This window comes from Streptomyces orinoci (genome assembly GCF_003121295.1).
GTDB lineage: Bacteria > Actinomycetota > Actinomycetes > Streptomycetales > Streptomycetaceae > Streptomyces > Streptomyces orinoci.
On sequence record NZ_PHNC01000012.1, the window covers coordinates 128,942 to 155,057 of the forward strand.

At 72.2% G+C, this 26,116-nt stretch carries 19 protein-coding genes and 1 pseudogene; 14 read left to right on the top strand and 6 right to left on the bottom strand.

The genetic code is table 11. From position 1 onward, the window contains the following. The first annotated feature begins 105 nt into the window (after positions 1–105). Together CV755_RS10225 and CV755_RS10230 are read left to right on the top strand one after the other, a co-directional pair. A complete protein-coding gene (locus CV755_RS10225; protein WP_109279858.1) occupies positions 106–4,092 on the top strand; it encodes a Pls/PosA family non-ribosomal peptide synthetase in 3,987 nt (1,328 codons plus the stop codon). Next, complete coding sequence (locus tag CV755_RS10230; protein WP_109279859.1) at positions 4,080–5,507, top strand: M1 family metallopeptidase; 1,428 nt, start codon at positions 4,080–4,082, stop codon at positions 5,505–5,507. Before CV755_RS10225 ends, CV755_RS10230 begins: the two co-directional genes overlap by 13 nt. 108 nt (positions 5,508–5,615) lie before the next feature. On the opposite strand, the gene CV755_RS10235 is transcribed toward CV755_RS10230, so the two are convergent. Together CV755_RS10235 and CV755_RS10240 are read right to left on the bottom strand one after the other, a co-directional pair. Further along, complete coding sequence (locus CV755_RS10235) at positions 5,616–7,937, bottom strand: Tex family protein (protein ID WP_422070531.1); 2,322 nt, start codon at positions 7,935–7,937, stop codon at positions 5,616–5,618. A gap of 81 nt (positions 7,938–8,018) precedes the next feature. Then, the gene (locus tag CV755_RS10240; protein WP_422070532.1) at positions 8,019–8,921 is read right to left on the bottom strand and encodes an SCO6745 family protein; all 903 of its coding nucleotides are present in this window, start codon (positions 8,919–8,921) and stop codon (positions 8,019–8,021) included. Between CV755_RS10240 and CV755_RS10245 the strand changes: the two are divergent. Next, positions 8,911–10,522 (top strand): annotated as a pseudogene (locus CV755_RS10245) (IS200/IS605 family accessory protein TnpB-related protein); the annotation flags it as partial. The gene CV755_RS10240 and the pseudogene CV755_RS10245 overlap by 11 nt on opposite strands. A 385-nt stretch (positions 10,523–10,907) precedes the next feature. Here the strand turns inward: CV755_RS10245 and CV755_RS10250 are convergent. After that, the gene (locus tag CV755_RS10250; RefSeq protein WP_109279861.1) at positions 10,908–11,678 is read right to left on the bottom strand and encodes an enoyl-CoA hydratase/isomerase family protein; all 771 of its coding nucleotides are present in this window, start codon (positions 11,676–11,678) and stop codon (positions 10,908–10,910) included. A gap of 246 nt (positions 11,679–11,924) precedes the next feature. On the opposite strand from CV755_RS10250, the gene CV755_RS10255 reads away from it, so the two are divergent. After that, on the top strand, positions 11,925–12,443 hold the full coding sequence (locus tag CV755_RS10255; RefSeq protein ID WP_109279862.1) for an ATP-binding protein: 519 nt from the start codon (positions 11,925–11,927) through the stop codon (positions 12,441–12,443). Here CV755_RS10255 and idi read toward each other — a convergent pair. The 3 genes from idi to galE form a co-directional block, all read right to left on the bottom strand. Next, positions 12,418–13,026, bottom strand: coding sequence for an isopentenyl-diphosphate Delta-isomerase (gene idi / locus CV755_RS10260; protein ID WP_109279863.1), 609 nt, complete (start codon positions 13,024–13,026; stop codon positions 12,418–12,420). The genes CV755_RS10255 and idi overlap by 26 nt on opposite strands. 92 nt (positions 13,027–13,118) lie before the next feature. Next, positions 13,119–14,066: a cation diffusion facilitator family transporter gene (locus tag CV755_RS10265; protein WP_109279864.1), complete on the bottom strand. Its 948-nt coding sequence runs from the start codon at positions 14,064–14,066 to the stop codon at positions 13,119–13,121. 39 nt (positions 14,067–14,105) lie between these two features. Next, on the bottom strand, positions 14,106–15,098 hold the full coding sequence (gene galE / locus CV755_RS10270) for a UDP-glucose 4-epimerase GalE (protein ID WP_109279865.1): 993 nt from the start codon (positions 15,096–15,098) through the stop codon (positions 14,106–14,108). 247 nt (positions 15,099–15,345) lie between these two features. On the opposite strand from galE, the gene CV755_RS10275 reads away from it, so the two are divergent. The 10 genes from CV755_RS10275 (at position 15,346) to hpnE (ending at position 26,083) form a co-directional block, all read left to right on the top strand. After that, positions 15,346–17,124 (top strand): DUF5941 domain-containing protein, encoded by a 1,779-nt coding sequence (locus CV755_RS10275; RefSeq protein WP_109279866.1) that lies wholly within the window; start codon positions 15,346–15,348, stop codon positions 17,122–17,124. Next, positions 17,121–17,858, top strand: coding sequence for a phosphocholine cytidylyltransferase family protein (locus CV755_RS10280; RefSeq protein WP_109279867.1), 738 nt, complete (start codon positions 17,121–17,123; stop codon positions 17,856–17,858). Before CV755_RS10275 ends, CV755_RS10280 begins: the two co-directional genes overlap by 4 nt. Next, positions 17,846–18,907 (top strand): iron-containing alcohol dehydrogenase family protein, encoded by a 1,062-nt coding sequence (locus CV755_RS10285; RefSeq protein WP_109279868.1) that lies wholly within the window; start codon positions 17,846–17,848, stop codon positions 18,905–18,907. The genes CV755_RS10280 and CV755_RS10285 overlap by 13 nt, the downstream gene beginning before the upstream one ends. Further along, the gene (locus tag CV755_RS10290; RefSeq protein ID WP_109279869.1) at positions 18,885–19,664 is read left to right on the top strand and encodes a CDP-alcohol phosphatidyltransferase family protein; all 780 of its coding nucleotides are present in this window, start codon (positions 18,885–18,887) and stop codon (positions 19,662–19,664) included. Before CV755_RS10285 ends, CV755_RS10290 begins: the two co-directional genes overlap by 23 nt. Next, on the top strand, positions 19,661–20,557 hold the full coding sequence (locus CV755_RS10295; protein WP_109279870.1) for a glycosyltransferase family 2 protein: 897 nt from the start codon (positions 19,661–19,663) through the stop codon (positions 20,555–20,557). Before CV755_RS10290 ends, CV755_RS10295 begins: the two co-directional genes overlap by 4 nt. Before the next feature lie 63 nt (positions 20,558–20,620). After that, complete coding sequence (locus CV755_RS10300; protein WP_109279871.1) at positions 20,621–21,565, top strand: ABC transporter permease; 945 nt, start codon at positions 20,621–20,623, stop codon at positions 21,563–21,565. Next, entirely contained in the window at positions 21,558–22,337 is a 780-nt protein-coding gene (locus CV755_RS10305) for an ABC transporter ATP-binding protein (protein WP_109279872.1), read from the top strand. The genes CV755_RS10300 and CV755_RS10305 overlap by 8 nt, the downstream gene beginning before the upstream one ends. 344 nt (positions 22,338–22,681) lie before the next feature. Continuing rightward, complete coding sequence (hpnC, locus tag CV755_RS10310) at positions 22,682–23,581, top strand: squalene synthase HpnC (protein ID WP_109279873.1); 900 nt, start codon at positions 22,682–22,684, stop codon at positions 23,579–23,581. Beyond that, the gene (hpnD, locus tag CV755_RS10315; RefSeq protein ID WP_161968650.1) at positions 23,578–24,528 is read left to right on the top strand and encodes a presqualene diphosphate synthase HpnD; all 951 of its coding nucleotides are present in this window, start codon (positions 23,578–23,580) and stop codon (positions 24,526–24,528) included. The genes hpnC and hpnD overlap by 4 nt, the downstream gene beginning before the upstream one ends. A gap of 106 nt (positions 24,529–24,634) precedes the next feature. Further along, positions 24,635–26,083: a hydroxysqualene dehydroxylase HpnE gene (hpnE, locus tag CV755_RS10320; protein ID WP_109279874.1), complete on the top strand. Its 1,449-nt coding sequence runs from the start codon at positions 24,635–24,637 to the stop codon at positions 26,081–26,083. Positions 26,084–26,116 lie beyond the last annotated feature (33 nt).

Below are 26,116 nucleotides of genomic sequence, written 5' to 3' on the forward strand. Positions count from 1 at the left end.
GAACGTTGGCCTCGATCTCCGAACCTAGGGGCCCGGAGCGACGTCTGTGGATCTGGACGTCCGTTGAGGGCGTCCGGATCACCAACGTCGAATTGAGGCGTACGCATGTCCCCGACCCTGTCCAGTTCCACGCCCACCCCACTGGATCCGCCAGTGGAGCGGGCGGTCTACCCCAGTGCATCGCCGCCCCGTGCGCGCACCCTGATCGACGTGCTCGACGCCAGCACGGCCGCCCACCCCGACGCGCCGGCCATCGACACCGGCAGCGAGGTGCTCAGCTACCGGCAGCTGGCGGTAGAAATCGAACAGCGCGCCGAGCGGCTGCGGAAGGCCGGTGTCGGACCCGGTGACCGGGTCGGCATCCGGGTCCCCTCCGGCACCGCGGAGCTGTACCTGTCCATCCTGGCCACCCTGCGCGCCGGTGCCGCCTATGTGCCGGTGGACGCCGATGACCCCGAGGAACGCGCCGCCACGGTGTTCCACGAGGCCGGAGTCTGTGCGGTGCTCGGCGCCGAGGGCTCCCTCACCCCGGGCGAGCAGGCCCCCTCGCATGGCGAGGCGCGGTTGCCGCTGCCCACCGATGACGCCTGGATCATCTTCACCTCCGGCTCCACCGGCAAGCCCAAGGGCGTTGCCGTCAGCCACGCCAGCGCCGCCGCCTTCGTTGACGCCGAGGCCCGCCTCTTCCTCCAGGAGGAGCCGCTGGGGCCCGGCGACCGAGTGCTGGCCGGCCTGTCGGTGGCCTTCGATGCCTCCTGCGAGGAAATGTGGCTGGCCTGGCGCTATGGCGCCTGCCTGGTGCCCGCCCCCCGCTCCCTGGTGCGGGCCGGCCATGAGCTGGGCCCCTGGCTGGTCGAGCGCGGCGTCACCGTGGTCTCCACCGTCCCCACCCTGGTCGCCCTGTGGCCCGCCGACTCCCTGGACCGGGTCCGGCTGCTGATCGTCGGCGGTGAGGCCTGCCCCGCCGAACTGGTGGAGCGCTTCGCCGTGCCCGGCCGCGAGATGTGGAACACCTACGGCCCCACCGAGACCACCGTGGTGGCCTGCGCCGCCCGGATGTTCCCCGGCGAGCCGGTGCGCATCGGCCTGCCGCTGGACGGCTGGACGCTGGCCGTGGTGGACGAGGCCGGCGAGCCGGTACCGTTCGGCGGCGAGGGCGAGCTGGTGATCGCCGGCGCCGGTGTCGCCCGCTACCTCGACCCGGTCAAGGACGCCGAACGCTTCCGCCCCAACGCGGCCCTGGGCCTGGAGCGCGTCTACCGCACCGGCGACCTGGTCAAGGCCGACCCCAAGGGCCTGGTCTTCGCCGGACGCGCCGACGACCAGATCAAGCTGGGCGGCCGCCGCATCGAGCTGGGCGAGATCGACGCCGCGCTCAGCGCCCTGCCCGGAGTGCGCGGCGCGGCCGCCGCGGTGCGCACCACCCCGGCCGGCGGCCAGCTGCTGGTCGGCTATGTGGTCACCGATGAGAAGTACGACCGTAAGGAGGCCCGGGCCCTGCTGGCCGAGCGGATGCCGGCCGCCCTGGTGCCGGTGCTGGCCGAGGTCGAGGACCTGCCCACCCGCACTTCCGGCAAGGTGGACCGCAACGCCCTGCCCTGGCCGCTGCCCAGCACCGCCGGTGACACCACGGAGCCGGGCGAGGAACTGCACGGCACCGCCGCCACCCTGGCCACCCTCTGGGAAGAGCTGCTGGGCACCCGGCCCGGCCCGGACGACGACTTTGTGGCGCTCGGCGGCAGCAGCCTGACCGCCGCCCGGATGGCCTCCGCCCTGCGTGAGAAGCACCCGGGCGTCTCGGTCGCCGGCCTCTACCGCCACACCGTGCTGCGCGACATGGCCGAGCACATCGACTCCTTGGACGACTCCCACGCGCCCAAGGCCGACAAGCACCGCCGTGTCCGCCCGGTACGCCGCCGCTCCGGCGCCGCCCAGATCCTCATCCAGCTGGGCCTGTTCGGCGTCCAGGGCCTGCGCGGCGTGACCGCCCTGGCCACCGCCGACAACATCCTCGGTCTGCTGGCGCCCCGGTCCTGGGCCCCGCACACCTCCTGGTGGCTGGTGGTCATCGGCTGGCTGCTGCTGTTCAGCGCGCCCGGCCGGTTCGCCATCGGCGCCCTGGCCGCCCGTACCCTCACCCGGAACATCACCCCCGGCAGCTACCCGCGCGGCGGCCGCGTCCACCTGCGGCTGTGGGCCGCCGAGCGCATCGTGGCCTCCTTCGGCGTGCCCTCGCTGACCGGCACCCCGTGGATGCACTGGTACGCCCGCGCCCTGGGCTGCTCCACCGGCAAGAACATCGCCCTGCACGCCATGCCCCCGGTCACCGGCCTGGCCGAGCTGGGCGACGGATGCAGCGTCGAGCCCGAGGCGGACATCGCCGGCTGGTGGCTGGACGGCGAGGTCATCCACATCGGCGCCGTCCGCATCGGCGCCAATGCCCGGGTCGGCCACCGCGCCATGGTGATGCCCGGTGCCGCCCTGGGCCCCGGTGCCGAACTCGCCCCCGGCTCCTGCCTGGACGGCGAGATCCCGGCCGGCCACACCTGGACCGGCTCACCGGCCCGGCCCGACCGCTCCTCCGCCCACCGGGACAACTGCCCGGTGCGCTCGGCCGACAGCCCGGACCACGGCTGGCCCGCCCCGCGCACCCAGCGCTCCCGCCGCTGGAACATCGCCTATGCGCTGTCCCTGGCCGGAATGCCGCTGCTGTCGCTGGTGGCCTTTGTCCCCGCGCTGATCGCCACCTACTTCCTGGTCAAGGACGCCACCTCGCTGAGCGAGGTCACCCTCCGCCTGCTGCTGGCGGTGCCGCCGCTGACCATCCTGGGCACCCTCTGCGCGATCCTGGTGCTCGCCGGGACCGTACGGATCCTCAACCGCGGCCTCGAGCCCGGCCTGCACCCGGCCGACGGCGGCGTCGCCTGGCGCGCCTGGCTGATCAGCCGGCTGCTGGACGGCGCCCGGCGCAGCCTGTTCCCCATCTACGCCAGCCTGTTCACCCCGGTGTGGATGCGGATGCTGGGCGCCAGGGTCGGCCGCCGCGCCGAGCTGTCCACCGTGCTGCCGCTGCCCTCGCTGCTCAGCGTGGACGACGGCGCCTTCCTCGCCGACGACACCCTGGTCGCCCCCTATGAGCTGCGCGGCGGCTGGGTACGGGTGGGCCACTCGCACATCGGGCGGCGTGCCTTCGTCGGCAACTCCGGCATCGTCGGACCGGACCGCACCGTCCCCGACAACAGCCTGATCGGCGTGCTCTCCGACGCCCCCGAGCACAGCGAGCCGGGCACCTCCTGGCTGGGCCGTCCGGCCATGCCGCTGCCCCGGGTGGCCACCGCCGCCGACGCCGGGCGCACCTTCGACCCGCCCAAGCGGCTGATCCTGGCCCGGGCGAGTGTGGAGTTCTGCCGGGTGCTGCCGCTGATGTGCGGCCTGGCCCTGGCCGACCTGGTCTTCCTGGGCGAGCAGCGGGCGATGGACATCGGCGGCCTGGGGCTGGCCGCCCTGGTCGGGGCGCCGCTGCTGCTGCTGGGCGGACTGGTGGCCGGACTGCTGGCCACCGTCTCCAAGTGGGTGCTGGTGGGCCGCTTCAAGGTGAGCGAGCACCCGCTGTGGTCCTCCTTCGTCTGGCGCAACGAGCTGTACGACACCTTCGTGGAATCCCTGGCCGTCCCGTGGCTGGCGGGCCCCTTCACCGGCACCCCCGTGCTCAACTGGTGGCTGCGCACCCTGGGCGTACGGATCGGCCGCGGCGTCTGGTGCGACACCTACTGGCTGCCGGAGACCGACCTCATCAGCCTTGGCGACGGGGTCAGCGTCAACCGCGGCTGTGTACTGCAGACCCACCTCTTCCACGACCGGATCATGCGTATGGACACCGTCCAGCTCGACGAGGGCGCGTCCCTCGGCCCGCACGGCATCGTGCTGCCCGGCACCTCGGTCGGCGCGCACACCGCCATCGCCCCCTCCTCGCTGGTCATGCGCGGCGAGACGGTGCCGGCCGGCACCCGGTGGGCGGGTAACCCCATCGCCGGCGAGCGGCCCGCGCCGCCCGCGCTGGTGTGTGTGGCAGGCCGGGAATGCGCGGCCTGAGCCTGCGGGCCAGGTTTCCGTGCAGCCGGCGCTCGCTGCTCACCGCGGCGGCCGTGGTCCCCTTGACCGCGGCCGCCGCGGCCGGTGACGGCGCCGCGGGGCAGCCTCCGGCCGCCGGGGGACAGCGCTACTTCCCCCGGCACGGGTCCTATGGCCACCGGACCCTGGCCTATGACCTGCGGCTGGCCTATGACCCGGACCGGGCGTGGCTGGACGGCCACGCCCGGATCCGGGCGGTCGCCAATGACACCCTGGGCCGGGTCGAGCTGGACCTGGCCCGGCTGAAGGTGGGCGAGGCCCGGGTGGACGGGGAACCGGCCGCCGTCCACCGGCGGGACGGCAAGGTGCTGCTCGGCCCGGCCCGGCCGCTGGCCGCCGGACAGCCGTTCGTCATGGACATCGCCTACGCCGGGCGTCCCAAGCCGGTCAGCACCCCCTTCGGCGGGGTCGGCTGGGACCGCACCGGGGACGACCACGACGGGACCCTGGTGGCCTCCCAGCCGGTGGGCGCGCCGTCCTGGTTCCCCTGCAACGACCGGCCCGACGACAAGGCGGCCTACACCTTCGCGGTGACCGTGCCGCGCGGGCACCACGCCCTGGCCAACGGGACCTTGCGGGAGCGGCAGGAGGTGGAGGACGGGGTGCGCTGGACCTACCACCACCCCGGGCCGATGGCCACCTATCTGGCGGCGGTGTACACCGGGCGGTTCGGGGTGGACGACCTCTCCGCGCCGGTGCCGGTGCGGATCGCCTACCCCGCGGATCTGGCCGAGGAGGCCCGGTACGACCTGGGGCGGCAGCCGGAGATGCTGCGGCTGTTCACCGGGCTCTTCGGGGAGTACCCCTTCGAGTCCTATGGCGCGGTGGTGGTGGACGCGGATCTGGCGGCGCCGGTGGAGAACCAGACGCTGTCGGTGTTCGGACGCAACCATGTGGACGGGCAGCGGAGTTGGGAGACGCTGGTGGCGCATGAGATCGCGCACCAGTGGTTCGGCAACAGCGTGGGGCTGGCGGACTGGCGGCATATCTGGCTGAACGAGGGGTTCGCCACCTATGCGGAATGGCTGTGGTCCGAGCACATCGGGGAGGACGGGGCGGAGGTTCTCGCCCGGCGGGCCTGGCTGGACCTTTCGGCGCGGCGGCAGAATCTGCGGATCGCCGACCCGGGGCGGCGGCACTTGTTTGACGACCGCGTTTATGTGCGCGGCGCTTGTGCGTTGCATGCGCTGCGGCTGGCGGTGGGGGACGAGTGCTTTTTCCGGGTGCTGCGGAGCTGGCATGCGGTGCATCGGGGTGGGTGTGCGGATACGGCCGCTTTCCTCGCGCATGCGGAGCGGGTTGTGGGGCGGCCCCTGGGGACCGTGCTTCAACCGTGGCTGTTCGAGCGGTCGTTGCCGAGGTTTGATGTCGGCTGACCGCGGGTGGGTGGGGCTCCCACCCGCGCACCACCCGTAACCCTCATCCGAGTTGGCCGAGCTCTCCCGTGGGTGGCCGGGCGCCGTTGGCGGCGCCCGGCCGGTCGGTTAGAGCAACCCCGCCCGGCGCAGGGCGTCCGCCATGGCGTCGTTGGCGGGGCGCGGGGCCTGGGTCTCGCGGGGGCGGCGCTGGCGGGGGGCCGCGCCGCGGCGCGGCGCCCGCTCCTGGCGTTCCCGGGAGGGCGAAGCCTCGTCGTCCAGGCGGAGGGTGAGGGAGATCCGCTTGCGGGGGACGTCCACCTCCAGGACCTTCACCCGCACAATGTCGCCCGGCTTCACCACATCCCGTGGGTCCTTGACGAAGTTCCTGGACATCGCCGAGACATGGACCAGGCCGTCCTGGTGGACGCCGATGTCCACAAAGGCGCCGAAGGCGGCGACATTGGTGACCACGCCCTCCAGCAGCATCCCGGGCGTGAGATCGCCGATCTTCTCCACGCCCTCCTTGAAGGTGGCGGTCCTGAAGGCCGGGCGCGGGTCACGGCCCGGCTTCTCCAGCTCGCGCAGGATGTCGGTGACCGTGGGCAGGCCGACGGAGTCGGTGACGAAGTCCTCGGGGCGCAGCGAGCGCAGCACGGCCGTGTTGCCGACCAGCGAGGCCCCGCCCGCGGCCTTGGCCATGGCCCGTACCACCGGATAGGACTCCGGGTGCACGGCCGAGGCGTCCAGCGGATCGTCCCCGCCCCGGATGCGCAGGAAGCCCGCGCACTGCTCGTATGCCTTGGGGCCCAGCCGGGAGACGTCCTTGAGCGCCTTGCGGGAGCGGAAGGGGCCGTTGGCGTCGCGGTGGGCGACGATGTTCTCGGCCAGACCGGCACCGATGCCGGACACCCGGGAAAGCAGCGGTACCGAGGCGGTGTTGACGTCCACGCCGACGCCGTTGACGCAGTCCTCGACCACCGCATCCAGCGAGCGGGACAGCTTCACCTCGGACAGGTCGTGCTGGTACTGGCCGACGCCGATCGACTTGGGGTCGATCTTGACCAGTTCGGCCAGCGGGTCCTGGAGGCGGCGGGCGATGGAGACCGCGCCGCGCAAGGACACATCCATCTCCGGCAGTTCCCGGGAGGCGTAGGCGGAGGCGGAGTACACCGAGGCACCGGCCTCGGAGACCATCACCTTGGTCAGCTTCAACTCCGGGTGGCGGGCGATCAGATCGGCGGCCAGCTTGTCCGTCTCCCGGGAGGCGGTGCCATTGCCGATGGCGATCAGCTCCACCGAGTGCTCCCGGGCCAGCCGAGCCAGGGTCGCCAGTGAGGCGTCCCACTTGTTCTGCGGGACATGCGGGTAAATGGTCTCGGTGGCGGCCACCTTGCCGGTGGCGTCCACCACCGCGACCTTCACCCCGGTACGGAAGCCCGGGTCCAGGCCCATGGTGGCGCGGGTGCCCGCCGGGGCGGCGAGCAGCAGATCGCGCAGATTGGCGGCGAAGACCCGCACCGCCTCGTCCTCGGCGGCCTGGCGCAGCCGCAGCCGCAGATCGATGCCCAGATGCACCAGGATGCGGGTGCGCCAGGCCCAACGGACCGTGTCCACGAGCCACTTGTCGGCCGGGCGGCCCCGGTCGGCGATGCCGAAGCGCCGGGCGATGGCGGCCTCGTAACCGCTGGGACCCTCGGGCGCGTCCGGACCCTCCGGCTCCAGGGTGAGGTCGAGGACCTCCTCCTTCTCACCGCGCAGCATGGCCAGCACCCGGTGCGAGGGCAGGGCGGTGAAGGGCTCGGCGAAGTCGAAGTAGTCGGCGAACTTGGCGCCGGCCTCCTCCTTGCCCTCGCGCACCTTCGCGGCCAGCCGGCCCCGGGTCCACATCCGCTCGCGCAGCTCGCCGATGAGGTCGGCGTCCTCGCCGAAGCGCTCGGTGAGGATGGCCCGGGCGCCCTCCAGGGCGGCCGCCGCGTCGGCGACGCCCTTGTCCGGGTCCGCGAAGGCCGCCGCCGCGGCGGACGGCTCCACGGTGGGGTCGGCCAGCAGCCCGTCGGCCAGCGGCTCAAGGCCGGCCTCCCGGGCGATCTGCGCCTTGGTGCGCCGCTTGGGCTTGAAGGGCAGATAGATGTCCTCCAGGCGGGCCTTGGAGTCGGCCGCGCGGATCTGCGCCTCCAGGGCCGCGTCCAGCTTGCCCTGGGAGCGCACCGACTCCAGCACGGCCGTGCGCCGCTCCTCCAGCTCCCGCAGATAGCGCAGCCGCTCCTCAAGGGTGCGCAGCTGCGCGTCGTCCAGGGCGCCGGTCGCCTCCTTGCGGTAGCGCGCGACAAACGGCACGGTGGCGCCCCCGTCGAGCAATTCGACGGCGGCCCGCACCTGCCGTTCCTGTACGCCGAGCTCCTCGGCGATCCTGCTTTCGACCGACGCTCCTGTAGCCGTCACGATCACGCTCCGCATTCTGTTCCAGCCGTGATCTGCATTGTGGCAGGTGCCGCCGACAGCGCCGAAGGAGCCGCCCGGGGGCCCGGCTCAGTTCCGGCCGGAGTGGGCGGCCGGGCCGCCGGAGCCCTTGCCGGCGGCGCCGGAGAGCAGGTCGGCGGGGAAGCCGCCGGCCTGCACCAGGGCCGCGGTGAAGCCCTTGGCCAGCTCGGTGAGCCGGGCCACCCCTGCCGCGCCCAGGTGTTCATAGGGAGCGGCGTCCAGCCGGTCGGTCTCCGCCTCCAGGTGGTCCCGCAGCGCGGTGCCCGCCTCGGTGAGCGCGCCCCGCTCGTCCAGCAGCCCGCGCTCGGTGAGCCGGCGGCGGGCGGCGGTCAGCTCCTCCTGGCTCCAACCCCGGGTGATCAGCAGCCATTTGTCCGACATGCCCTGGCCGGTGGCGGAGTGGCTGACCAGCGACTCCACCGGGTCCAGCCCGGAGGCGGCCAGCAGCGCCATATGCCCGTCGCCGCGGTGCTCGCGCAGCAGGGTGGCGGCATGCCACAGGGCCAGATGCGGGGCCCGGGGTATCGGCAGATCGGCATGTGCGGCGTACACCGGGCGGACCGCCCGCCCACAGCCCTCGGCGGCGCGCAGCGCCAGCTCGGCCGACTCGGCCAACTCAGCGGATTCCAGGGTCTTTTCGCCCGGCAGCCGGCGCAGGGTGGCGTCCACCGCGCGCAGCCGGGCGTCCAGTACCCGCTGCGGGTCGGCGGTGTCCCAGACCGCGGGCAGATGCCGGGCCACCAGCTCATGGCTGAAGTTGTGGAAGGCCGCGGTCACCACGCCCGGACCGACGCGGCCCATGGCGGCGCTGCGCGAGGCCAGATAGCCGGCCTGGAAGTCCTCGAAGCCCTTATGTTTCACATGGGGGGTGGTGTGTCGGTGGGTGTGGGTAGGTTGGCTGGTGTTGGTCTGCGGGTGGGGTGGCTGTGGGAGGGCGGTTGTGCGGTCGATCGTTGCGCCGTTCGTTGCCCCTGGGCCGGGTGGTGTTGCTATCCGTGCGCGGCTGAAGCAGCTCACGCCCGGGGATGAGAGGGTGTTGCGGCTGGCCGGTGGCCATCTGGGTGCGCTGGCCGGGCGGGATCTCAAGGCTCGCTGTGCGGCCGGTGTTGAGCACGACAGCCATCGGTGGGCGGAGCGCAAGCGGACCTGACCGGGGAGCCGTCCTCCCGCCGGGCCGGGAGCATCACCAAGGCCACCCACGACCAGTGGGCACTGTCCCGGCGCGCCCAGCTCGCCCACATCCACAGCCTCGAAGCGGGTATCCGTACCCTCACGCACCGGCTCTCCCTCGGCGTGGGTGAGAGGGGGACGAAGAGGGCTCCGGGCGGCTACCGCTCCAGGCAGGAGTGGTTCGCCAAGAGGCGGCGTCTGGGCGTGCTTGAGGACCGGCTGGCCGCTGAGCGGGCCGACCGGCAAGCCGGGCGTGTGCGCGTCACGCGCGGCAGTGCACGCCTGCTCCATACCCGGCACCACCTGGCCGCCGCGCAGCTCACCGAGGATGAGTGGCGTCGGCGCTGGGCGGCTGGGCGCCGTTTCCTCCAGGCCGACGGCGAAGGCGGTAAACCGTTCGGCAACGAGACCATCCGCGTCACCCCGGGCGGTGAGGTATCGCTCAAACTGCCCGCTCCGCCGGCGCACTTGGCCAATGCCCGGCACGGCCGGTATGTGCTCACCGGCACGGTGGCCTTCCATCACCGGGGCGAGGAGTGGGCCGACCGCGTCACCGGCAACCGGGCGGTGGCCTACCGCATCCACGAAGACACCCAGCGCCAACGCTGGTACTTCACCGCAACCTGGACCACCCCACCACTCAAGACCGTCCCACTGGCACAGGTCCGTGCCGGTGGGCTGATCGGTGTGGACACCAACGCCGACCACCTGGCCGCCTGGCGCCTCGATACCCACGGCAACCCCATGGGTGAGCCGCGCCGGTTCTTCTTCGGCCTCTCCGGCAGCGCCGCCCACCGCGATGCGCAGATCCGTCACGCCCTGACCCGCCTGGTGCACTGGGCCAGGCGGTGCGGGGTGGCCATCGCGATCGAAGACCTGGACTTCGCAGCGGACAAGACCCGGGAGAAACACGGCGGACGCAAGCGGTTCCGGAACCTGATCTCCGGCATGCCCGTGAGCAGAGTGCGCGCCCGGCTGGTCAGCATGGCCGCTGAACTCGGCATCACCATCGTCGCCGTGGACCCGGGCTACACCAGCAAGTGGGGCGCCCAGCACTGGCAACAACCCCTCACCCACAACAGCAGAAAGACCACCCGCCACGACGCGGCAGCCGTGGCCATCGCAAGACGCGCCCTGGGGCATCCGATCCGGCGACGGACGGCACCGCCCCCGCATGACCGGAGAGATCGTGCGGGGCATCGGACCGTCCAGGCCCGACCGGGCACCCCAGGGCGTGAGGAAACCCGCCCCTCCATTCCCGGACAACGGACACGATCCGCCTGCCCGGACGCGAGCGCGAAAGCGGGAGACCAGTGCGCCCAACACCGTTCGGGGCACACGGCTGAGCCCGGGCCTGGCAACAGGACCCCCTCCCGCTCAGTCACCAGGAACGGTTGAGGACGGAGAAGCATGGCCGGCTGGGGCCGGTGGCGAAAGTGGTCATATGCCGCACGGTATCGGCGAGTTGGCGGCGTGGGCAGTCCTGGAGGTTGCGGGGTGATGGGGGACGGCATCGGCCTGGGGCTCACCTTGTCCGGGCACCTGACGGACCGCACGGCGCAGTTGATCCAGTTGATAAATGAAGTGTGATCCCCAACTGCCGTACGGCGCGAGCTCGCCAGGGAAGGCCCCGGGCCGAACTGGTGGGCGTGAGTGGCGCCGCCTGCGCGGCAGGCGGTAGGACGCCCCATGAGGAGCGCGGAGCGGCAGTGATATGCGGCTCTGCTGCGTGGGCGCGAGCACCCCTCACGGCCCGCGGCCAACCGCTCAGCCCCGCCAGCCGAAGCGCGGTACCCGCCGCTCCAGGAAAGCGGCAACCCCTTCCACCGCCTCGCCACTCCGCCGCGCGCACCGCGCCCAGTGCGCCACGCGCTCGTCCGCCACTGCCCCCGCACCCGCTCCGACGAACTCCTTCGCCGCTGCCTGGGTCAGCAAAGAGCGCGACGCCAGGGTACGGGCGAACTCCGCCACCCGGCCGTCCAGTTCGGACGCGGGCCACACCTCGTCCACCAGGCCCGTCCGCAGCGCCCGCTGAGCGTCGATCAACTCGGCCGAGAACAGGAGGTACTTGGCCGTGGCGGGGCCCACCAGTCCGGCCAGCCGGCGGGTGGAGGAGGCCGGGTAGACGATGCCCAGCCGGGCCGGGGTGACGCCGAAGGAGGCGTCCTCGGCCGCGAAGCGCAGGTCAGAGGCGACCGCCAGCTGGCAGCCGCCGCCCACACAGTGCCCCCGCACCACGGCCAGCACCGGCTTGGGGAAGGCTGCCAGCGCCTCTTCCGCCTCGGCCGCCAGCCGCCGCGAGGCGTCGCCGCCGTCCTCCCTCATGCCCGAGATATCGGCACCGGCGCAGAAGGTGTCGCCCTCGCCGGTGAGCACCAGCACCCGTACCCCCGGATCGTCCGCGCAGCGCCGCAGCAGCCGGGGCAGCTCCCGCCACATCCGTTCCGTCATCGCGTTCCGCCGCGCTGGATTGGCGATACGGATGGTGGCCGTGGTGTCGCTGATGTCCAGGTGCAGTGCGGGCTGTGCGGGCTCCATGTGCCGGATGCTATCCGGGCCCGGTCCGGCCCCGCCGACGACGGGTTGCCGGAGAACCCAGTTCCGGATCGCTCGGCGAAAGGCGATCAACGCAGCCAGGAACAGTCGCGAGAGTGACTGCGGCATACGCACGCGATCAAATCACGTCGATAGCAGGCGACTTCTGGTCAGCTGCCCGGTACCGGGTTCAACCTTCCCAAGACTTCGGTTGTGCGGTGGAGCCACGGTGAGGGGTTGGTATCGGACATGGAGATCCTCGGGAGCGTTCCCCCGGAACCGGGGCAGGCCCCGCCCTGCGAACCGGCCGCCCGCCCCGGCTACCGAGCCACCTGGCGCCTCACCGCCCCCGCGCTCCCCTCCTCGGTGCCCCGGGCCCGGCACGAGGTACAGGACCTGATGGCCCGTCAGGGCGTGCCGCTGACCCGGGACCGGCTGGACGGGCTGCTGCTGATTGTCTCCGAACTGGTCACCAACGCCGTGCAGCACGCCGCCCTGCTCTCCCCCGAGGTGGCCGTGGAGGTGTCCATCGGCCCGGCCTGGATCCGGGTGGCGGTGGCCGACGACCACCCCTGCCGCCCCCGGCAGCTGGCGGCCGACGAGGAGCGGATCGGCGGCCGGGGGCTGCTGCTGGTCCAGGCCATCGTGGCGGAGGCGGGCGGCGCCTGCGACGTGGAGTGCACCCCGGGCGGCGGCAAGGTGGTCTGGGCCACGCTGCCGGTGCCCCCGCCCCGCCCGGCCCTCACCAGCCGGCCGACGCCCCGGTGACCTCCCGGATCGCCGGACGCGCGGTGTCCAGCACGGTCATGAACCAGGCCGAGAACCGCGCCCGCTCCCGCAGCTCGTCCAGCTGGGCGGGGGTGACAAAGGCGGTCTCCTCCACCTCCGCCGGATCCGGGGCCGGCGCCGCCCGCACGGTGCCCACGAACAGGTGGTTGTACTCCTGCTCCACCAGGCCGGACAGCGGGTCGGGGTGGTTGTAGCGCACCGTCCCGGCCTCGCGCAGCAGCGCGGGCGCCACGCCCAGCTCCTCGCCGGTGCGGCGGGCGGCCGCGACAAACGGCGGCTCCCCGGGATAGGGGTGGCCGCAGCAGGTGTTGGACCAGACACCGGGGGAGTGGTACTTCCCCAGCGCCCGCCGCTGCAGCAGCAGCCGCCCGGCCTCGTCGAAGAGGAAGACCGAGAAGGCGCGGTGCAGCCGGCCGGGGGCGAGGTGCGCGGAGACCTTCTCGGCCGTACCGATGGTTCTGCCGCTCTCGTCCACCAGCTCCAGCATGATCGGTTCGGTGTTGTCGGCGGAGGGGGCGGTGCTCGACTCGGTGGTGCGGCCCTCGGCTGATGTGATCGGCATTGACCATCCTCGGTGTCGGACTTCGACCTTCCAGTCTGCCGTACCCGGACTTTCCCGCCACGCCGGACGGCCGATGGAGGCTGCCCACCGCGTCAGTGGCACAACCGCGCCTCATGCGCGGCATGCCCCCCGGGCTCCAGCTGGAAGGTGCAGTGCTCCACGTCGAAATGCTCGCCCAGGCAGTCCTGGAGGTCGTGCAGCATCTTCTCGTGCCCCGCCGCGTCCAGCGCCTCCGCCTGGACCACCACATGCGCGGACAGCACCGGCATCCCGGAGGTGATCGTCCACACATGCAGGTCATGGACGTCCACCACCCCCGGCAGGGCGGTCATATGCGCCCGTACCTGGTCCAGGTCCACATTCCGCGGCGCGGCCTCCAGCAGCACGTCCAGCGCCTCCCGCAGCAGCCGCAGGGTACGCGGCACGATCATCAGGGCGATCAGCAACGAGGCCGCCGGGTCGGCCCGGGTCCAGCCGGTGGCCATGATCACCAGGGCGGAGAGGACCACCGCCAGCGAGCCCAGCGCATCCGAGAGCACCTCCAGAAACGCCCCGCGCACATTGAGGCTCTCCCGCTGGCCGCGCATCAGCAGCCCCAGGGAGATCAGATTGGCCACCACGCCCACCAGGCCGAAGGCCACCGTGAGCCCGCCGGGCACCGCGGTCGGCTCGGCGAACCGCTGGATCGCCTCCAGCAGGATGAAGCCGCCCACGCCCAGCAGCAGCAGACAGTTGAGCAGGGCCGCCAGGATCTCGGCGCGGGCATAGCCATAGGTGCGCCGCCCGCTCGCCGGGCGGTTGGCGAAGTGGATGGCCACCAGCGCCATGGAGACCCCCACCGCGTCGGTGGCCATATGCCCGGCGTCCGCCAGCAGCGCCAGCGAGCCGGTGAGCGCGCTGCCCACCACCTCCGCCACCAGCACGGTCAGGGTGATGCCCAGGGTGATCCGCAGCCGTCCCCGGTAGGCGGCCGCCGCCGTGGTGCCCGCGGCCGGCGGGGGCCCGCCATGCGCATGGCCGTGGTCATGACCTGCACCCATGCCGTCCTCCCTGGCTCGCGCCGCCGCGGCCCGGGTCGGCTACGGCCGCCCGGCGACCGCCTGCGGGCGGTGCAGGCACCAGCCCTCCCAGGCCGAGGTGACCATGCTGCGCACATCGTGCACCGGCCGCCAGCCCAGTTCCTCGCCGATCCGCCGGTTGGCGGCCACCACCCGGGCCGGATCGCCGGGGCGGCGCGGTTCCACCTCGGGCGTCAGATCACCGCGGCCGGTGACCTCGGCGATCAGATCCGCCATCTCGCGCACCGACACCCCCCGCCCGGTGCCCACATTGAGGGTGAGGTCGCCGCCGCCCGGACGTTCGGCCAGCCGGCGGGCCGCGGCCAGGTGGGCGGTGGCCAGGTCCTCGATATGGATGTAGTCACGGATGCAGGTGCCGTCCGGGGTGTCGTAGTCATCCCCGAAGATCTTCGGCCGCTCGCCGCGGGTGATCCGGTCGAACATCATCGGGATGATGTTGAACACACCGGTGTCGGCCAGCTCCGGCCGGGCCGCCCCGGCCACATTGAAATAGCGCAGACAGGCGGTGGAGATGCCGTACGCGGCCCCCGTCGCCCGCACCAGCCACTCCCCGGCCAGCTTGGTCTGCCCATAGGGGTTGATGGGGACGCAGGGCGTCTCCTCGGTGACCAGCTCCACATCCGGCATCCCGTAGACGGCCGCCGAGGAGGAGAAGACAAAACTGGGGATCCCGGCCGCCACCACGGCCTCCAGCAGCACGGTCAGGCCGTGCAGGTTCTCCCGGTAGTAGCGCAGCGGCTGCTCCACCGACTCACCGACCTGCTTCTTGGCCGCCAGATGCACCACCCCGGTCACACCCAGCTCGGCGAAGGCCCGGTCCAGCACCGGACGGTCCAGCACCGAGCCGTGCACCAGCGGCACATCCCCGGGCAGCCGGCCGGGCAGGCCGCTGGAGAGGTCGTCCAGTACGGCCACCCGCTCGCCGGCCTCCAGCATGGACCGCGCCACATGCGCTCCGATGTATCCGGCACCGCCGGTGATCAGCCAGGTCATGACGGCACCCTAGACCAGCGGGGCGGGCGGACGAGAAGTCAGCACGGCGGCGGAACTCCCGGTGCCGCCCGATCGTCCTGTCGGTGGCGGGCGGCCGCGGTGACCACCGGCTCCCGGTGATCCGATAGCCTCTGCCGACGTGCCGCACGCCTGCCCGGGACCGGGTTACCGCGTGCCAGCGCCCGCTGCCCGGACATCCCGCTGGACCGAGGCGGCCGCCGTCCGCTTCCCCAAGGAGTGAGTTCGTCTGTCGATCGCCATCCTCACCGGTTTGCCGCCCGCCGGCTCGTCCCTGGAGGGCGACCTGCGGTCCCTGGGCTTTGATGTGCGCACGGCGGCCGACGCCGCCGAGGCGGCCACCATGCTGGCGGCCGTCCCGGCCGGGGAGCGGGTGGCGCTGGTGGACCCCCGCTTTGTGGGCCACCCGCACGCACTGCGCCTGGCGCTGACCGACCCCCGCTACCCGGTGGCGGCCGTGGCGGGTGCCCTCACCGCCCGGCCGGAGGCACGCGCCGCGCTGGCCGGAGCGGCGGCCGACGGCGAGACGGCACCCGACCTGCTGGCCACCCGGCTGGAAGCGGCCGGCACCGCGGTGCACCGCCCCGAGCTGGGCGTGCTGGTCGCCGAGGTGCCGGCCGACGCCGAGGCCCGGGCCAAGGCCATGGGCAATGTGGCTGCCATCGACGACGAGGCGCTGCGGCTGCGCAGCGCGGTGAAGTCCCGCGACGGCTTCTTCACCACCTTCTGCATCAGCCCCTACTCCCGCTATCTGGCCCGCTGGTGCGCCCGCCGCGGCCTGACACCCAATCAGGTGACCACCGCCTCGCTGCTCACCGCGCTGATCGCGGCCGGCTGCGCGGCCACCGGCACCCGGCCCGGCTTCATCGCCGCCGGAGTGCTGCTGATCGCCTCCTTTGTGCTGGACTGCACCGACGGCCAGCTGGCCCGCTACTCACTGCAGTACTCCACCCTGGGCGCCTGGCTGGACGCCACCTTCGACCGCGCCAAGGAATACGCCTACTACGCGGGCCTGGCCCTGGGCGCGGCCCGCGGCGGCGACGACGTCTGGGCCCTGGCCCTGGGCGCCATGGTGCTGCAGACCTGCCGGCATGTGGTGGACTTCGCCTTCAACGAGGCCAACCACGACGCCACCGCCAACACCAGCCCCACCGCCGCCCTCTCCGGGAAGCTGGACAGCGTCGGCTGGACGGTCTGGGCCCGCCGCATGATCATCCTGCCGATCGGGGAGCGCTGGGCGCTGATAGCGGTGCTCACCGCTCTCACCACCCCCCGCATCGTCTTCCTCGTCCTGCTGGCCGGCTGCGCCTTCGCCGCCTGCTACACCACCGCCGGCCGGGTGCTGCGCTCCGTCACTCGCAAGGCCCGCCGCACCGACCGCGCCGCCCGGGCGCTGTACGACCTCTCCGACTCCGGGCCGCTGGCCGAGGGCGTACGGGCCACGCTCGGCCGGGCCGTGCCCGCCGGCCCGTACACCGCCCCGCTGCTGGCGCTGCTCGGCGCGGCCGTGCTGCTCGCCGGACCGGTCCTCGCCCACAACGGCGCCACCTGGCAGGGCATCGCCCAGGCCCTGGCCTACACCGTGCTCACCGGCCTGGCCGTTGCCCGGCCGCTCAAGGGCGCCCTGGACTGGCTTCTCCCACCGGTGCTGCGCGCCGGGGAATACTGCCTGGTCCTGGCGCTGGCCGCGCACTCTTCCGCCCCCGGTGCGCTCCCCGCCGCATTCGGCCTGGTGGCCGCGGTCGCCTACCATCACTACGACACGGTGTACCGCATCCGCGGTGGCACCGGCGCGCCCCCGCACTGGCTGGTGCGGGCGATCGGCGGGCACGAGGGACGGGTCCTGGCGGTGACCATCGCCGCCGTCCTGTGGCCGGGGCAAGGCTTCACGATCGCGCTGACGGTCCTGGCGGCCGCCATCGCGCTGGCGGTGCTCAGCGAGAGCATCCGCTTCTGGGTGTCCTCCGGGGCACCCGCAGTACACGACGAAACAGGAGAACCCGCATGATCGGCCTCGTGCTGGCAGCAGGCGCCGGACGCCGTCTGCGCCCCTACACCGACACCCTGCCCAAGGCCCTGGTGCCCGTGGACGGCGACACCACCGTCCTCGACCTCACCCTGGCCAACTTCGCGGAGGTCGGCCTGACCGAGGTCGCGATCGTCGTCGGCTACCGCAAGGAGGCCGTCTACGCCCGCCAGGCGGCGCTGGAGGAGAAGTACGGCCTCAAGCTCACCCTGATCGACAACGACAAGGCCGAGGAGTGGAACAACGCCTACTCCCTGTGGTGCGCCCGTGAGGTGCTCGGCCGCGGTGTGATCCTGGCCAACGGCGACACCGTCCACCCGGTCTCCGTCGAGCAGACTCTGCTCGCCGCCCGCGGCAACGGCCAGAAGATCATCCTCGCCCTGGACACGGTGAAGAACCTGGCCGACGAGGAGATGAAGGTCATCGTGGACGGCGACAAGGGCGTCCAGAAGATCACCAAGCTGATGGACCCGGCCACCGCCACCGGTGAGTACATCGGTGTCACCCTGATCGAGCCGGAGGCCGCCGCCGAGCTGGCCGACGCCCTCAAGGCCACCTTCGAGAAGGACCCCGACCTCTACTACGAGGACGGCTACCAGGAGCTGGTCAACCGCGGCTTCAAGATCGACACCGCGCCGATCGGCGACGTCAAGTGGGTCGAGATCGACAACCACGACGACCTCGCCAAGGGCCGGGAGATCGCGTGCCAGTACTGACGAGGCTCATCCCCTCGCCGGTCGTCGTCGATATCCGGGCCGGAGCCCTGAACGACCTGGCCGGCGTCCTCGCCGACCAGCGGATCTCCAGCTCCGGCAAGCTGGCCATCGCCATCAGCGGCGGCTCCGGGGCGGTGCTGCGCGAGCGGCTCGCCCCGGCGCTGCCCGGCGCCTCCTGGTACGAGGTGGGCGGCGGCACCCTGGACGACGCCATCCGGCTGGCCGACGCCATGAAGTCCGGCCACTACGACGCCGTGGTGGGCCTGGGCGGCGGCAAGATCATCGACTGTGCGAAGTTCGCCGCCGCGCGCATCGGCAAGCCCCTGGTCGCCGTGGCCACCAACCTCTCGCACGACGGCCTGTGCTCCCCGGTGGCCACCCTGGACAATGACGCCGGCCGCGGCTCCTATGGCGTGCCCAACCCGATCGCCGTGGTCATCGACCTCGATGTGATCCGCCAGGCACCGGTGCGCTACATCCGCTCCGGCATCGGCGACGCCATCTCCAACATCTCCTCGGTCGCCGACTGGGAGCTGTCCAACCGGGTCACCGGAGAGGCCATCGACGGACTGGCCGCCGCCATGGCCCGCCAGGCCGGCGAGGCCGTGCTGCGCCACCCCGGCGGGGTCGGCGACGACAGCTTCCTCCAGGTGCTCGCCGAGGGACTGGTGCTCACCGGCATCTCCATGTCCGTCGCCGGTGACAGCCGCCCGGCCTCCGGCGCCTGCCATGAGATCAACCACGCCTTCGACCTGCTCTACCCCAAGCGGGCCGCGCCCCATGGCGAACAGTGCGGCCTGGGTGCCGCCTTCGCGATGCACCTGCGGGGCGCCCGCGAGGAGTCCGCCCGCATGGTCGAGGTGCTGCGACGGCACCAACTCCCGGTCCTCGCCGAGGACATGGGCTTCACCGAGGACGAGTTCGTCCGCGCCGTGGAGTTCGCGCCGCAGACGCGCCCGGGGCGGTACACCATCCTGGAGCACCTCGACCTCTCCACCGACCAGATCAGGGACGCATACGCCGACTATGCAGAAACCGTCAGTCGCTGAACTCCGCCCGGTCGTCCACCCCTTGGGCGTGAAGGACCGGCGCAGCGGTGAGCACTGGGCGGGTCGCCTGTACATGCGGGAGATCTCGCTGCGGGTGGACCGGCACCTGGTGAACACCAGGGTCACGCCCAACCAGCTCACCTATCTGATGACCGTCGCCGGTGTCCTCGCGGCCCCGGCGCTGCTGGTGCCGGGGATCCCCGGCGCCGTGCTCGGCGTGGTCATGGTCCAGCTCTATCTGCTGCTGGACTGCGTCGATGGCGAGATCGCCCGCTGGAAGAAGCAGTACTCCATGTCCGGGGTGTACCTGGACCGGGTCGGCGCCTATCTGTGCGACGCCGCGGTCCTGGTCGGCCTGGGCCTGCGCGCCGCCGACCTGTGGGGCGGCGGCCGGATCAACTGGCTGTGGGCCTTCCTGGGCACCCTCGCCGCGCTCGGCGCCGTGCTGATCAAGGCCGAGACCGACCTGGTGGGCGTCGCCCGCCACCAGCAGGGCCTGCCGCCGGTCAAGGAGGCCGCGTCCGAGCCCCGCTCCTCCGGCATGGCGCTGGCCCGCAAGGCCGCCGCGGCCCTGAAGTTCCACCGGCTGATCCTGGGCATCGAGGCATCCCTGCTGATCCTGCTCCTGGCGGTCCTGGACGCCGCCCGGGGCGACCTGTTCTTCACCCGGCTCGGCACCGCCGTGCTGGCGGGTATCGCCCTGCTCCAGACGCTGCTGCACCTGGTGTCCATCCTCGTCTCCAGCAGGCTGCGATGAGCGCCCCCGCGCTGAAGGTCGGCGCCGTCGTGCTGACCATGGGCAACCGCCCCGAGGAACTGCGCGCCCTGCTGGAGTCGGTGGCCAAGCAGACCGGCGACCCCATCGAGGTCGCCGTGGTCGGCAATGGCTCCCCGCTGCCCGAGCTCAATGTGCCCGGCCTGGCCGTACGGACCGTGGAACTGCCCGAGAACGTGGGCATCCCGGCCGGCCGCAATGTGGGCATCGAGGCCTTCGGCCCGGCCGGCCGCGAGGTGGACATCCTGCTGTTCCTGGACGACGACGGGCTGCTGCCCGGCCAGGACACCGCCGAGCTGTGCCGCGCGGCCTTCGCCGACGACCCGGAACTGGGCATCATCAGCTTCCGGATCGCCGACCCCGACACCGGAGTCACCCAGCGCCGCCATGTGCCGCGGCTGCGGGCCTCCGACCCGATGCGCTCCTCCCGGGTCACCACCTTCCTGGGCGGTGCCAACGCGGTGCGCACCCGGGTCTTCGCCGAGGTCGGCGGCCTGCCGGACGAGTTCTTCTACGCCCATGAGGAGACCGACCTGGCCTGGCGGGCGCTGGACGCCGGGTGGATGATCGACTACCGCGCCGACCTGGTGCTGTACCACCCCACCACCGCCCCCAGCCGGCACGCGGTCTACCACCGCATGGTCGCCCGTAACCGGGTCTGGCTGGCCCGCCGCAACCTCCCCGCACCGCTGGTCCCCGTGTATGTGGGGGTCTGGCTGCTGCTGACGCTGGCCCGGCGGCCCTCGCTGCCGGCGCTGCGCGCCTGGTTCGGCGGTTTCAAGGAGGGCTGGACGACGCCGTGCGGTCCACGGCGTCCGATGAAGTGGCGTACCGTTTGGCGCCTGACCCGACTGGGTCGCCCGCCCGTGATCTGACAAGCTCGTGTCCGCGCCCCTTGCGGGCGCGGTCCGCGTGCTGAGAAGACGAAAGTGTCAACTGTGAGCGAGACAACGCACGACAGTGCGGTCGTGGTGAGTGCCCCGCCCTCACCCGACGGTGGCCTGTCGGCCGCCGAACTGGCCGGGAAATACGGCCTGTCGGTCAGCGGCGCCCGGCCTTCGCTGCCGGATTACGCCCGGCAGTTGTGGGCCCGGCGGCACTTCATCCTGGCCTTCTCCCGGGCCAAGCTGACCGCTCAGTACAGCCAGGCCAAGCTCGGCCAGCTCTGGCAGGTGGCCACCCCGCTGCTGAACGCGGCCGTGTACTACCTCATCTTCGGCCTGCTGATGGACAGCAAGCGCCATGTCGGTGACGGCACCCCCAAGGCGTTCATCCCCTTCCTGGTGACCGGGGTGTTTGTCTTCACCTTCACCCAGAGCTCGGCCATGGCCGGCGTCCGGGCGATCTCCGGCAACCTCGGACTGGTGCGCGCGCTGCACTTCCCGCGGGCGGCGCTGCCGGTCTCCTTCGCCCTCCAGCAGCTCCAGCAGCTGCTGTACTCCATGGTGGTGCTGCTGGCCATCGTGGTCGGCTGCGGCCATATGCCCAGGCTGTCCTGGCTGATGATCGTGCCCGTGCTGGTCTGCCAGTTCCTCTTCAACACCGGACTGGCCATGGTGCTGGCCCGCCTGGGCAGCAAAACCCCCGACCTGGCACAGCTGCTGCCCTTTATCCTGCGCACCTGGATGTATCTGTCCGGCGTGATGTATCCGCTGATCAACAACCTCAAGCGGATGCATGCCTCGTCCACGGTGGTGGACCTGGTCAGCGCCAACCCCGCCGCCGTCTATATCGACCTGATGCGTTACTGCCTCATGGGCCATATAAAGGGTGCTCCGCTGCCCCAGCATGTCTGGCTGCTGGCCATTGGCTGGGCGGTCGTCCTGGGCATCGGCGGTTTCGTCTACTTCTGGAAGGCTGAGGAGCAGTACGGCCGTGGCTGAGCAGAAGCAGAACGAGCGCATTCCCACCGTGATCGCGGACGATGTGCACATCGTCTACCGGGTGCATGGTGGCAGTACCGGGCGGGGCAGTGCCACCGCCGCCCTCAACCGCATCATCCGCCGCAAGCCGGGTGCGGGCGTCCGTGAGGTGCATGCCGTCAAGGGTGTGAGCTTCACCGCCTACCGGGGCGAGGCGATCGGTCTGATCGGCTCCAATGGGTCCGGGAAATCAACGCTGTTGAAGGCGATCGCGGGGCTGCTGCCCACCGAGCGCGGCAAGGTCTACACCGATGGCCAGCCCTCGCTGCTGGGTGTCAACGCGGCGATGATGAACGACCTCACCGGCGAGAAGAACGTCCTGCTGGGCGGTCTGGCGATGGGCATGTCCCGGGAGCAGGTCCGCGCCCGCTACCAGGAGATCGTGGACTTCTCCGGGATCAATGAGAAGGGTGACTTCATCACCCTGCCGATGCGGACGTACTCCTCGGGCATGGCGGCCCGGCTGCGGTTTTCCATCGCCGCCGCCAAGGACCATGACGTCCTGATGATCGACGAGGCGCTGGCCACCGGTGACCGGGCGTTTCAGAAGCGCTCGGAGGAACGGGTGCGCCAACTGCGCGAGCAGGCGGGCACGGTGTTCCTGGTCAGTCATAACAACCGCTCCATCAGGGATACCTGCAACCGGGTGCTGTGGCTGGAACGCGGTGAGCTGATGATGGACGGGCCCACCGAGGAAGTGGTCTCGGCCTATGAGAAGGAGACCGCCCGTTGAACCCGTACGGTCCTGCCGGGCAACCGGGATATTGACCGGACGCGTCATGTGAGCCATGGCATTGTATGGATCAAGCACGGACCTCGGGGTACACCGGATACTTGTACGGCGTACGCTGTAGCGTGCTTCGCGGTGATGCGCGGTGCCGCCCGGGTGCCCGCGCCACCGGCGACAAAGCCATGGGGGAGGGCTCAATGGGGAGCCGCCGGGCGGGGTCGCGCTGCGGCGTGTCCGAAATAGGATGTTCTGGGTCGGCAGTGTAGAAACGGAGATGTGACGGCAATGGCTACGGGAACTCTCCAGATCCGAGGCGCGCACGCCGTCTCCGGTCCGGGCAGCCCGCGATGACCGCGGGGACGGACGCGCATGAGCGCGCCGTGCTCGACAAGGCCGCGCACGAGAACTTCCCGGTGGCGCCGTTCTTTCTGCCCCGCGCCTGGCGGGACGATCTGATGGCGGTTTACGGCTACGCCCGGTTTGTCGATGACATCGGCGACGGCGATCTGCCGCACCCGGCCCGCGACGCCGAGCTGCTGGGCCTGGACCGGGAGCAGGGCCAGGACCGGCCGGCCATGCTGGACGCCTTCGAGGCCGATCTGCGCCGGGTCTTCGACCACGGCGGCACCGGCCCCCGTCACCCCCTGCTGCTCCGGCTGCGGCCCACCGTCCGCCGGTGCGCCCTGACCCCCGAGCCCTTCCTGGGCCTGATCGAGGCCAACCGGCAGGACCAGCGGGTGCGCCGCTACGACACCTACCAGGAGCTGCTCGGCTACTGCGAGCTGTCCGCCAACCCGGTCGGCCGGCTGGTGCTGGCCATCACCGGCACCGACAGCCCCGAGCGGATCCGCCGTTCGGACGCGGTCTGCACCGCGCTGCAGATCGTCGAGCATCTGCAGGACGTCGCCGAGGATCTCGCCCGGGACCGGGTGTATCTCCCGGCCGAGGACCTGCGGCGCTTCCATGTCACCGAGGCCGACCTCGCCCGCCCCACCGCCGGCGCGTCGGTGCGCGCACTGGTCGCGTACGAGGCGGAACGCGCCCGGCACCTGCTGAATGAAGGCACCCCCCTGGTGGGTAGCGTCCACGGCAGGCTGAGGCTGTTGCTCGCGGGGTTCGTGGGCGGAGGGAGAGCCGCGCTCAGAGCGGTCGCCGCCGCGGGGCATGACGTACTCCCAGGACCGCCCAAGCCCACCAAGCTCAGCTTGCTGCGCGAGGTGGGGGCGACACTGCGAAGAGAGGGGTGAGCGGGACCGTGATCGGAACGCCACACGCGTCCGCACCGGTACTCGCCGCGTACAGCTACTGCGAGGCCGTCACCGGACAGCAGGCCGGCAACTTCAGCTATGGCATCAGACTGCTGCCGACCGCCAAGCGGCGGGCGATGTCGGCCCTGTACGCCTTCTCCCGGCGCATCGACGACATCGGTGACGGGCCGCTGGACGCCTCCGCCAAGGAGCAGCGGCTGGAGGACACCCGGGCGGTGCTCGCCCGGATAAGGGACGGCGGGATCGACGAGGACGACACCGACCCGGTGGCCGTCGCGCTCGCCCACGCCGCGCGGCGCTTTCCCATTCCGCTCGGCGCGCTCGACGAACTGATCGACGGAGTCCAGATGGACGTTCGTGGTCAGACCTATGAGAGCTGGGACGACCTGGCCGACTACTGCCGCTGTGTGGCGGGCTCCATCGGCCGGCTCTCGCTGGGCGTGTTCGGCACCGTGCCCGGGGCGCGGGACACCGAACGCGCCCCCGAGTACGCCAATACACTGGGTCTGGCGCTTCAGCTCACCAACATCCTGCGCGATGTACGCGAGGACGCGGCCAACGGCCGTACCTATCTGCCCTCCGACGACCTGGCCAAGTTCGGCTGCTCGGACGGCTTCCACTCCGTCTCGCCGCCCGCCGGGTCCGACTTCACCGGGCTGGTGGCCTTCGAGGTCCGCCGGGCCCGGGCCCTGTTCGCCGAGGGCATGCGGCTGCTGCCCATGCTCGACCGGCGCAGCGGCGCCTGTGTCGCCGCCATGTCGGGCATCTACCGCAGACTGCTGGACCGTATCGCCGAGGACCCGCAGGCCGTGCTGCGCGGCCGGGTCTCGCTGCCCGGCCGGGAGAAGGCGCTGGTGGCCGTGCGCGGCCTGTCCGGATACGACGCGCGCAGCGTCCACCGGCAGACCGCCAGGGGGCGCGCTTGATGACCTGCGCCCACACCGGCGAGCGGTGTGTGAACCGGCACCGCGGGAGGAGCGCAACCCTCCACCGGGTAGACGCGTCCCTGACAGCAGCCGAGGGGGTGGCAGCATGACCGCGGAACCGGTGACCAGGCCCGATCGGCTCGATACGGACGAGGCAGGCCGCCCCCAGGGGGCGGCCGCGGTGGTGATCGGGGGCGGACTGGCCGGCATCACGGCCGCCCTCCGGCTCGCCGACGCCGGGCTGAAGGTCACTCTGCTGGAGGGCCGGCCCCGGCTGGGCGGCCTGGCCTTCTCCTTCCGGCGCGGGGAGCTGACCGTGGACAACGGGCAGCATGTCTTTCTGCGCTGCTGCACCGCCTACCGCTGGTTCCTCGACCGGATCGGCGCCACCCACCTGGCCCCGGTCCAGGACCGGCTGGATGTGCCGGTGCTGGACGTCGGCCACCCCTCCGGACGGCCCCGGCTGGGCCGGCTGCGGCGCGCCGCCCTGCCGGTGCCGCTGCACCTGGCCGCCAGCCTGGCCGGCTATCCCCATCTGTCGGCCGCCGAGCGGCTGAGCGTGGGGCGGGCCGCGCTGGCGCTGAAGAAGCTCGACCCGGCCGATCCGGCCCTGGACGGCGTGGACTTCGGCGGCTGGCTGCGCGCCCATGGTCAATCCGCCCGTACCATCGAGGCGTTGTGGGACCTGGTGGGCATCGCCACCCTCAACGCCCCTGCGGAACAAGCCTCGTTGGGGCTGGCGGCGATGGTCTTCAAGACCGGTCTGCTCACCGAGCCCGGTGCCGCCGACATCGGCTGGGCCGCCGTACCGCTGGGTGAGCTGCACGACACCCGCACCCGGGCCGTCCTCCGGCGGGCCGGGGTGCGGGTCGCCCTGCGCACCCGGGCCGAGGCGATCGCCCCGGACCCGGAGGGGGGCTGGCGGGTGACCGCACGGCATGGCACCGGTGAGAGCGAGCGGCTGCCGGCCGACACGGTGGTGCTCGCCGTGCCACAGCGCGAGGCCCATGCACTGCTCCCCGAGGGGGCGCTGGACGAGCCGGACCGGCTGCTGGAGATCGGCGCCGCGCCGATCCTCAACCTCCATGTGGTCTATGACCGCAAGGTGCTGCGCCGCCCCTTCTTCACCGCCCTGGGCAGCCCGGTGCAGTGGGTCTTCGACCGCACCGAATCCTCCGGGCTGGCCGGCGGCGGCCAGTATCTGGCCGTCTCCCAGTCGGCCGCCCAGGAGGACATCGACCGGCCGGTCGCCGAACTGCGCGAGCGCTATCTGCCCGAACTGGCCCGGCTGTTGCCCGCCGCCCGCGACGCGGTGGTACGGGACTTCTTTGTCACCCGGGAGCGTACGGCCACCTTTGCGCCCACCCCGGGCGTCGGCCGGCTGCGGCCCGGTGCCCGCACCCAGGCGGCCGGTCTGTTCCTGGCCGGAGCGTGGACCGCCACCGGCTGGCCCGCGACCATGGAGGGTGCCGTGCGCAGTGGTCTGAGCGCCGCCGACCAGGCGCTCTCCGGGCTCGGCCGGACGCCGCGAGACCTCCTGCGGGAGGCGGCATGAGACCGGGCAGCGGGCCGGACGGCCCCACCCAGC

Excerpts from the sequence above, each read along its gene's own strand:
- galE (WP_109279865.1), bottom strand. The coding sequence starts at position 15,098 with ATGACCTGGCTGATCACCGGCGGTGCCGGATACATCGGAGCGCATGTG.
- CV755_RS10290 (WP_109279869.1), top strand. The coding sequence starts at position 18,885 with ATGCAGAAACCGTCAGTCGCTGAACTCCGCCCGGTCGTCCACCCCTTG.
- CV755_RS10230 (WP_109279859.1), top strand. The coding sequence starts at position 4,080 with ATGCGCGGCCTGAGCCTGCGGGCCAGGTTTCCGTGCAGCCGGCGCTCG.
- CV755_RS10255 (WP_109279862.1), top strand. The coding sequence starts at position 11,925 with ATGGAGATCCTCGGGAGCGTTCCCCCGGAACCGGGGCAGGCCCCGCCC.
- CV755_RS10250 (WP_109279861.1), bottom strand. The coding sequence starts at position 11,678 with ATGGAGCCCGCACAGCCCGCACTGCACCTGGACATCAGCGACACCACG.
- idi (WP_109279863.1), bottom strand. The coding sequence starts at position 13,026 with ATGCCGATCACATCAGCCGAGGGCCGCACCACCGAGTCGAGCACCGCC.
- hpnE (WP_109279874.1), top strand. The coding sequence starts at position 24,635 with ATGACCGCGGAACCGGTGACCAGGCCCGATCGGCTCGATACGGACGAG.
- CV755_RS10295 (WP_109279870.1), top strand. The coding sequence starts at position 19,661 with ATGAGCGCCCCCGCGCTGAAGGTCGGCGCCGTCGTGCTGACCATGGGC.
- hpnC (WP_109279873.1), top strand. The coding sequence starts at position 22,682 with ATGACCGCGGGGACGGACGCGCATGAGCGCGCCGTGCTCGACAAGGCC.
- CV755_RS10265 (WP_109279864.1), bottom strand. The coding sequence starts at position 14,066 with ATGGGTGCAGGTCATGACCACGGCCATGCGCATGGCGGGCCCCCGCCG.
- CV755_RS10225 (WP_109279858.1), top strand. The coding sequence starts at position 106 with ATGTCCCCGACCCTGTCCAGTTCCACGCCCACCCCACTGGATCCGCCA.
- CV755_RS10280 (WP_109279867.1), top strand. The coding sequence starts at position 17,121 with ATGATCGGCCTCGTGCTGGCAGCAGGCGCCGGACGCCGTCTGCGCCCC.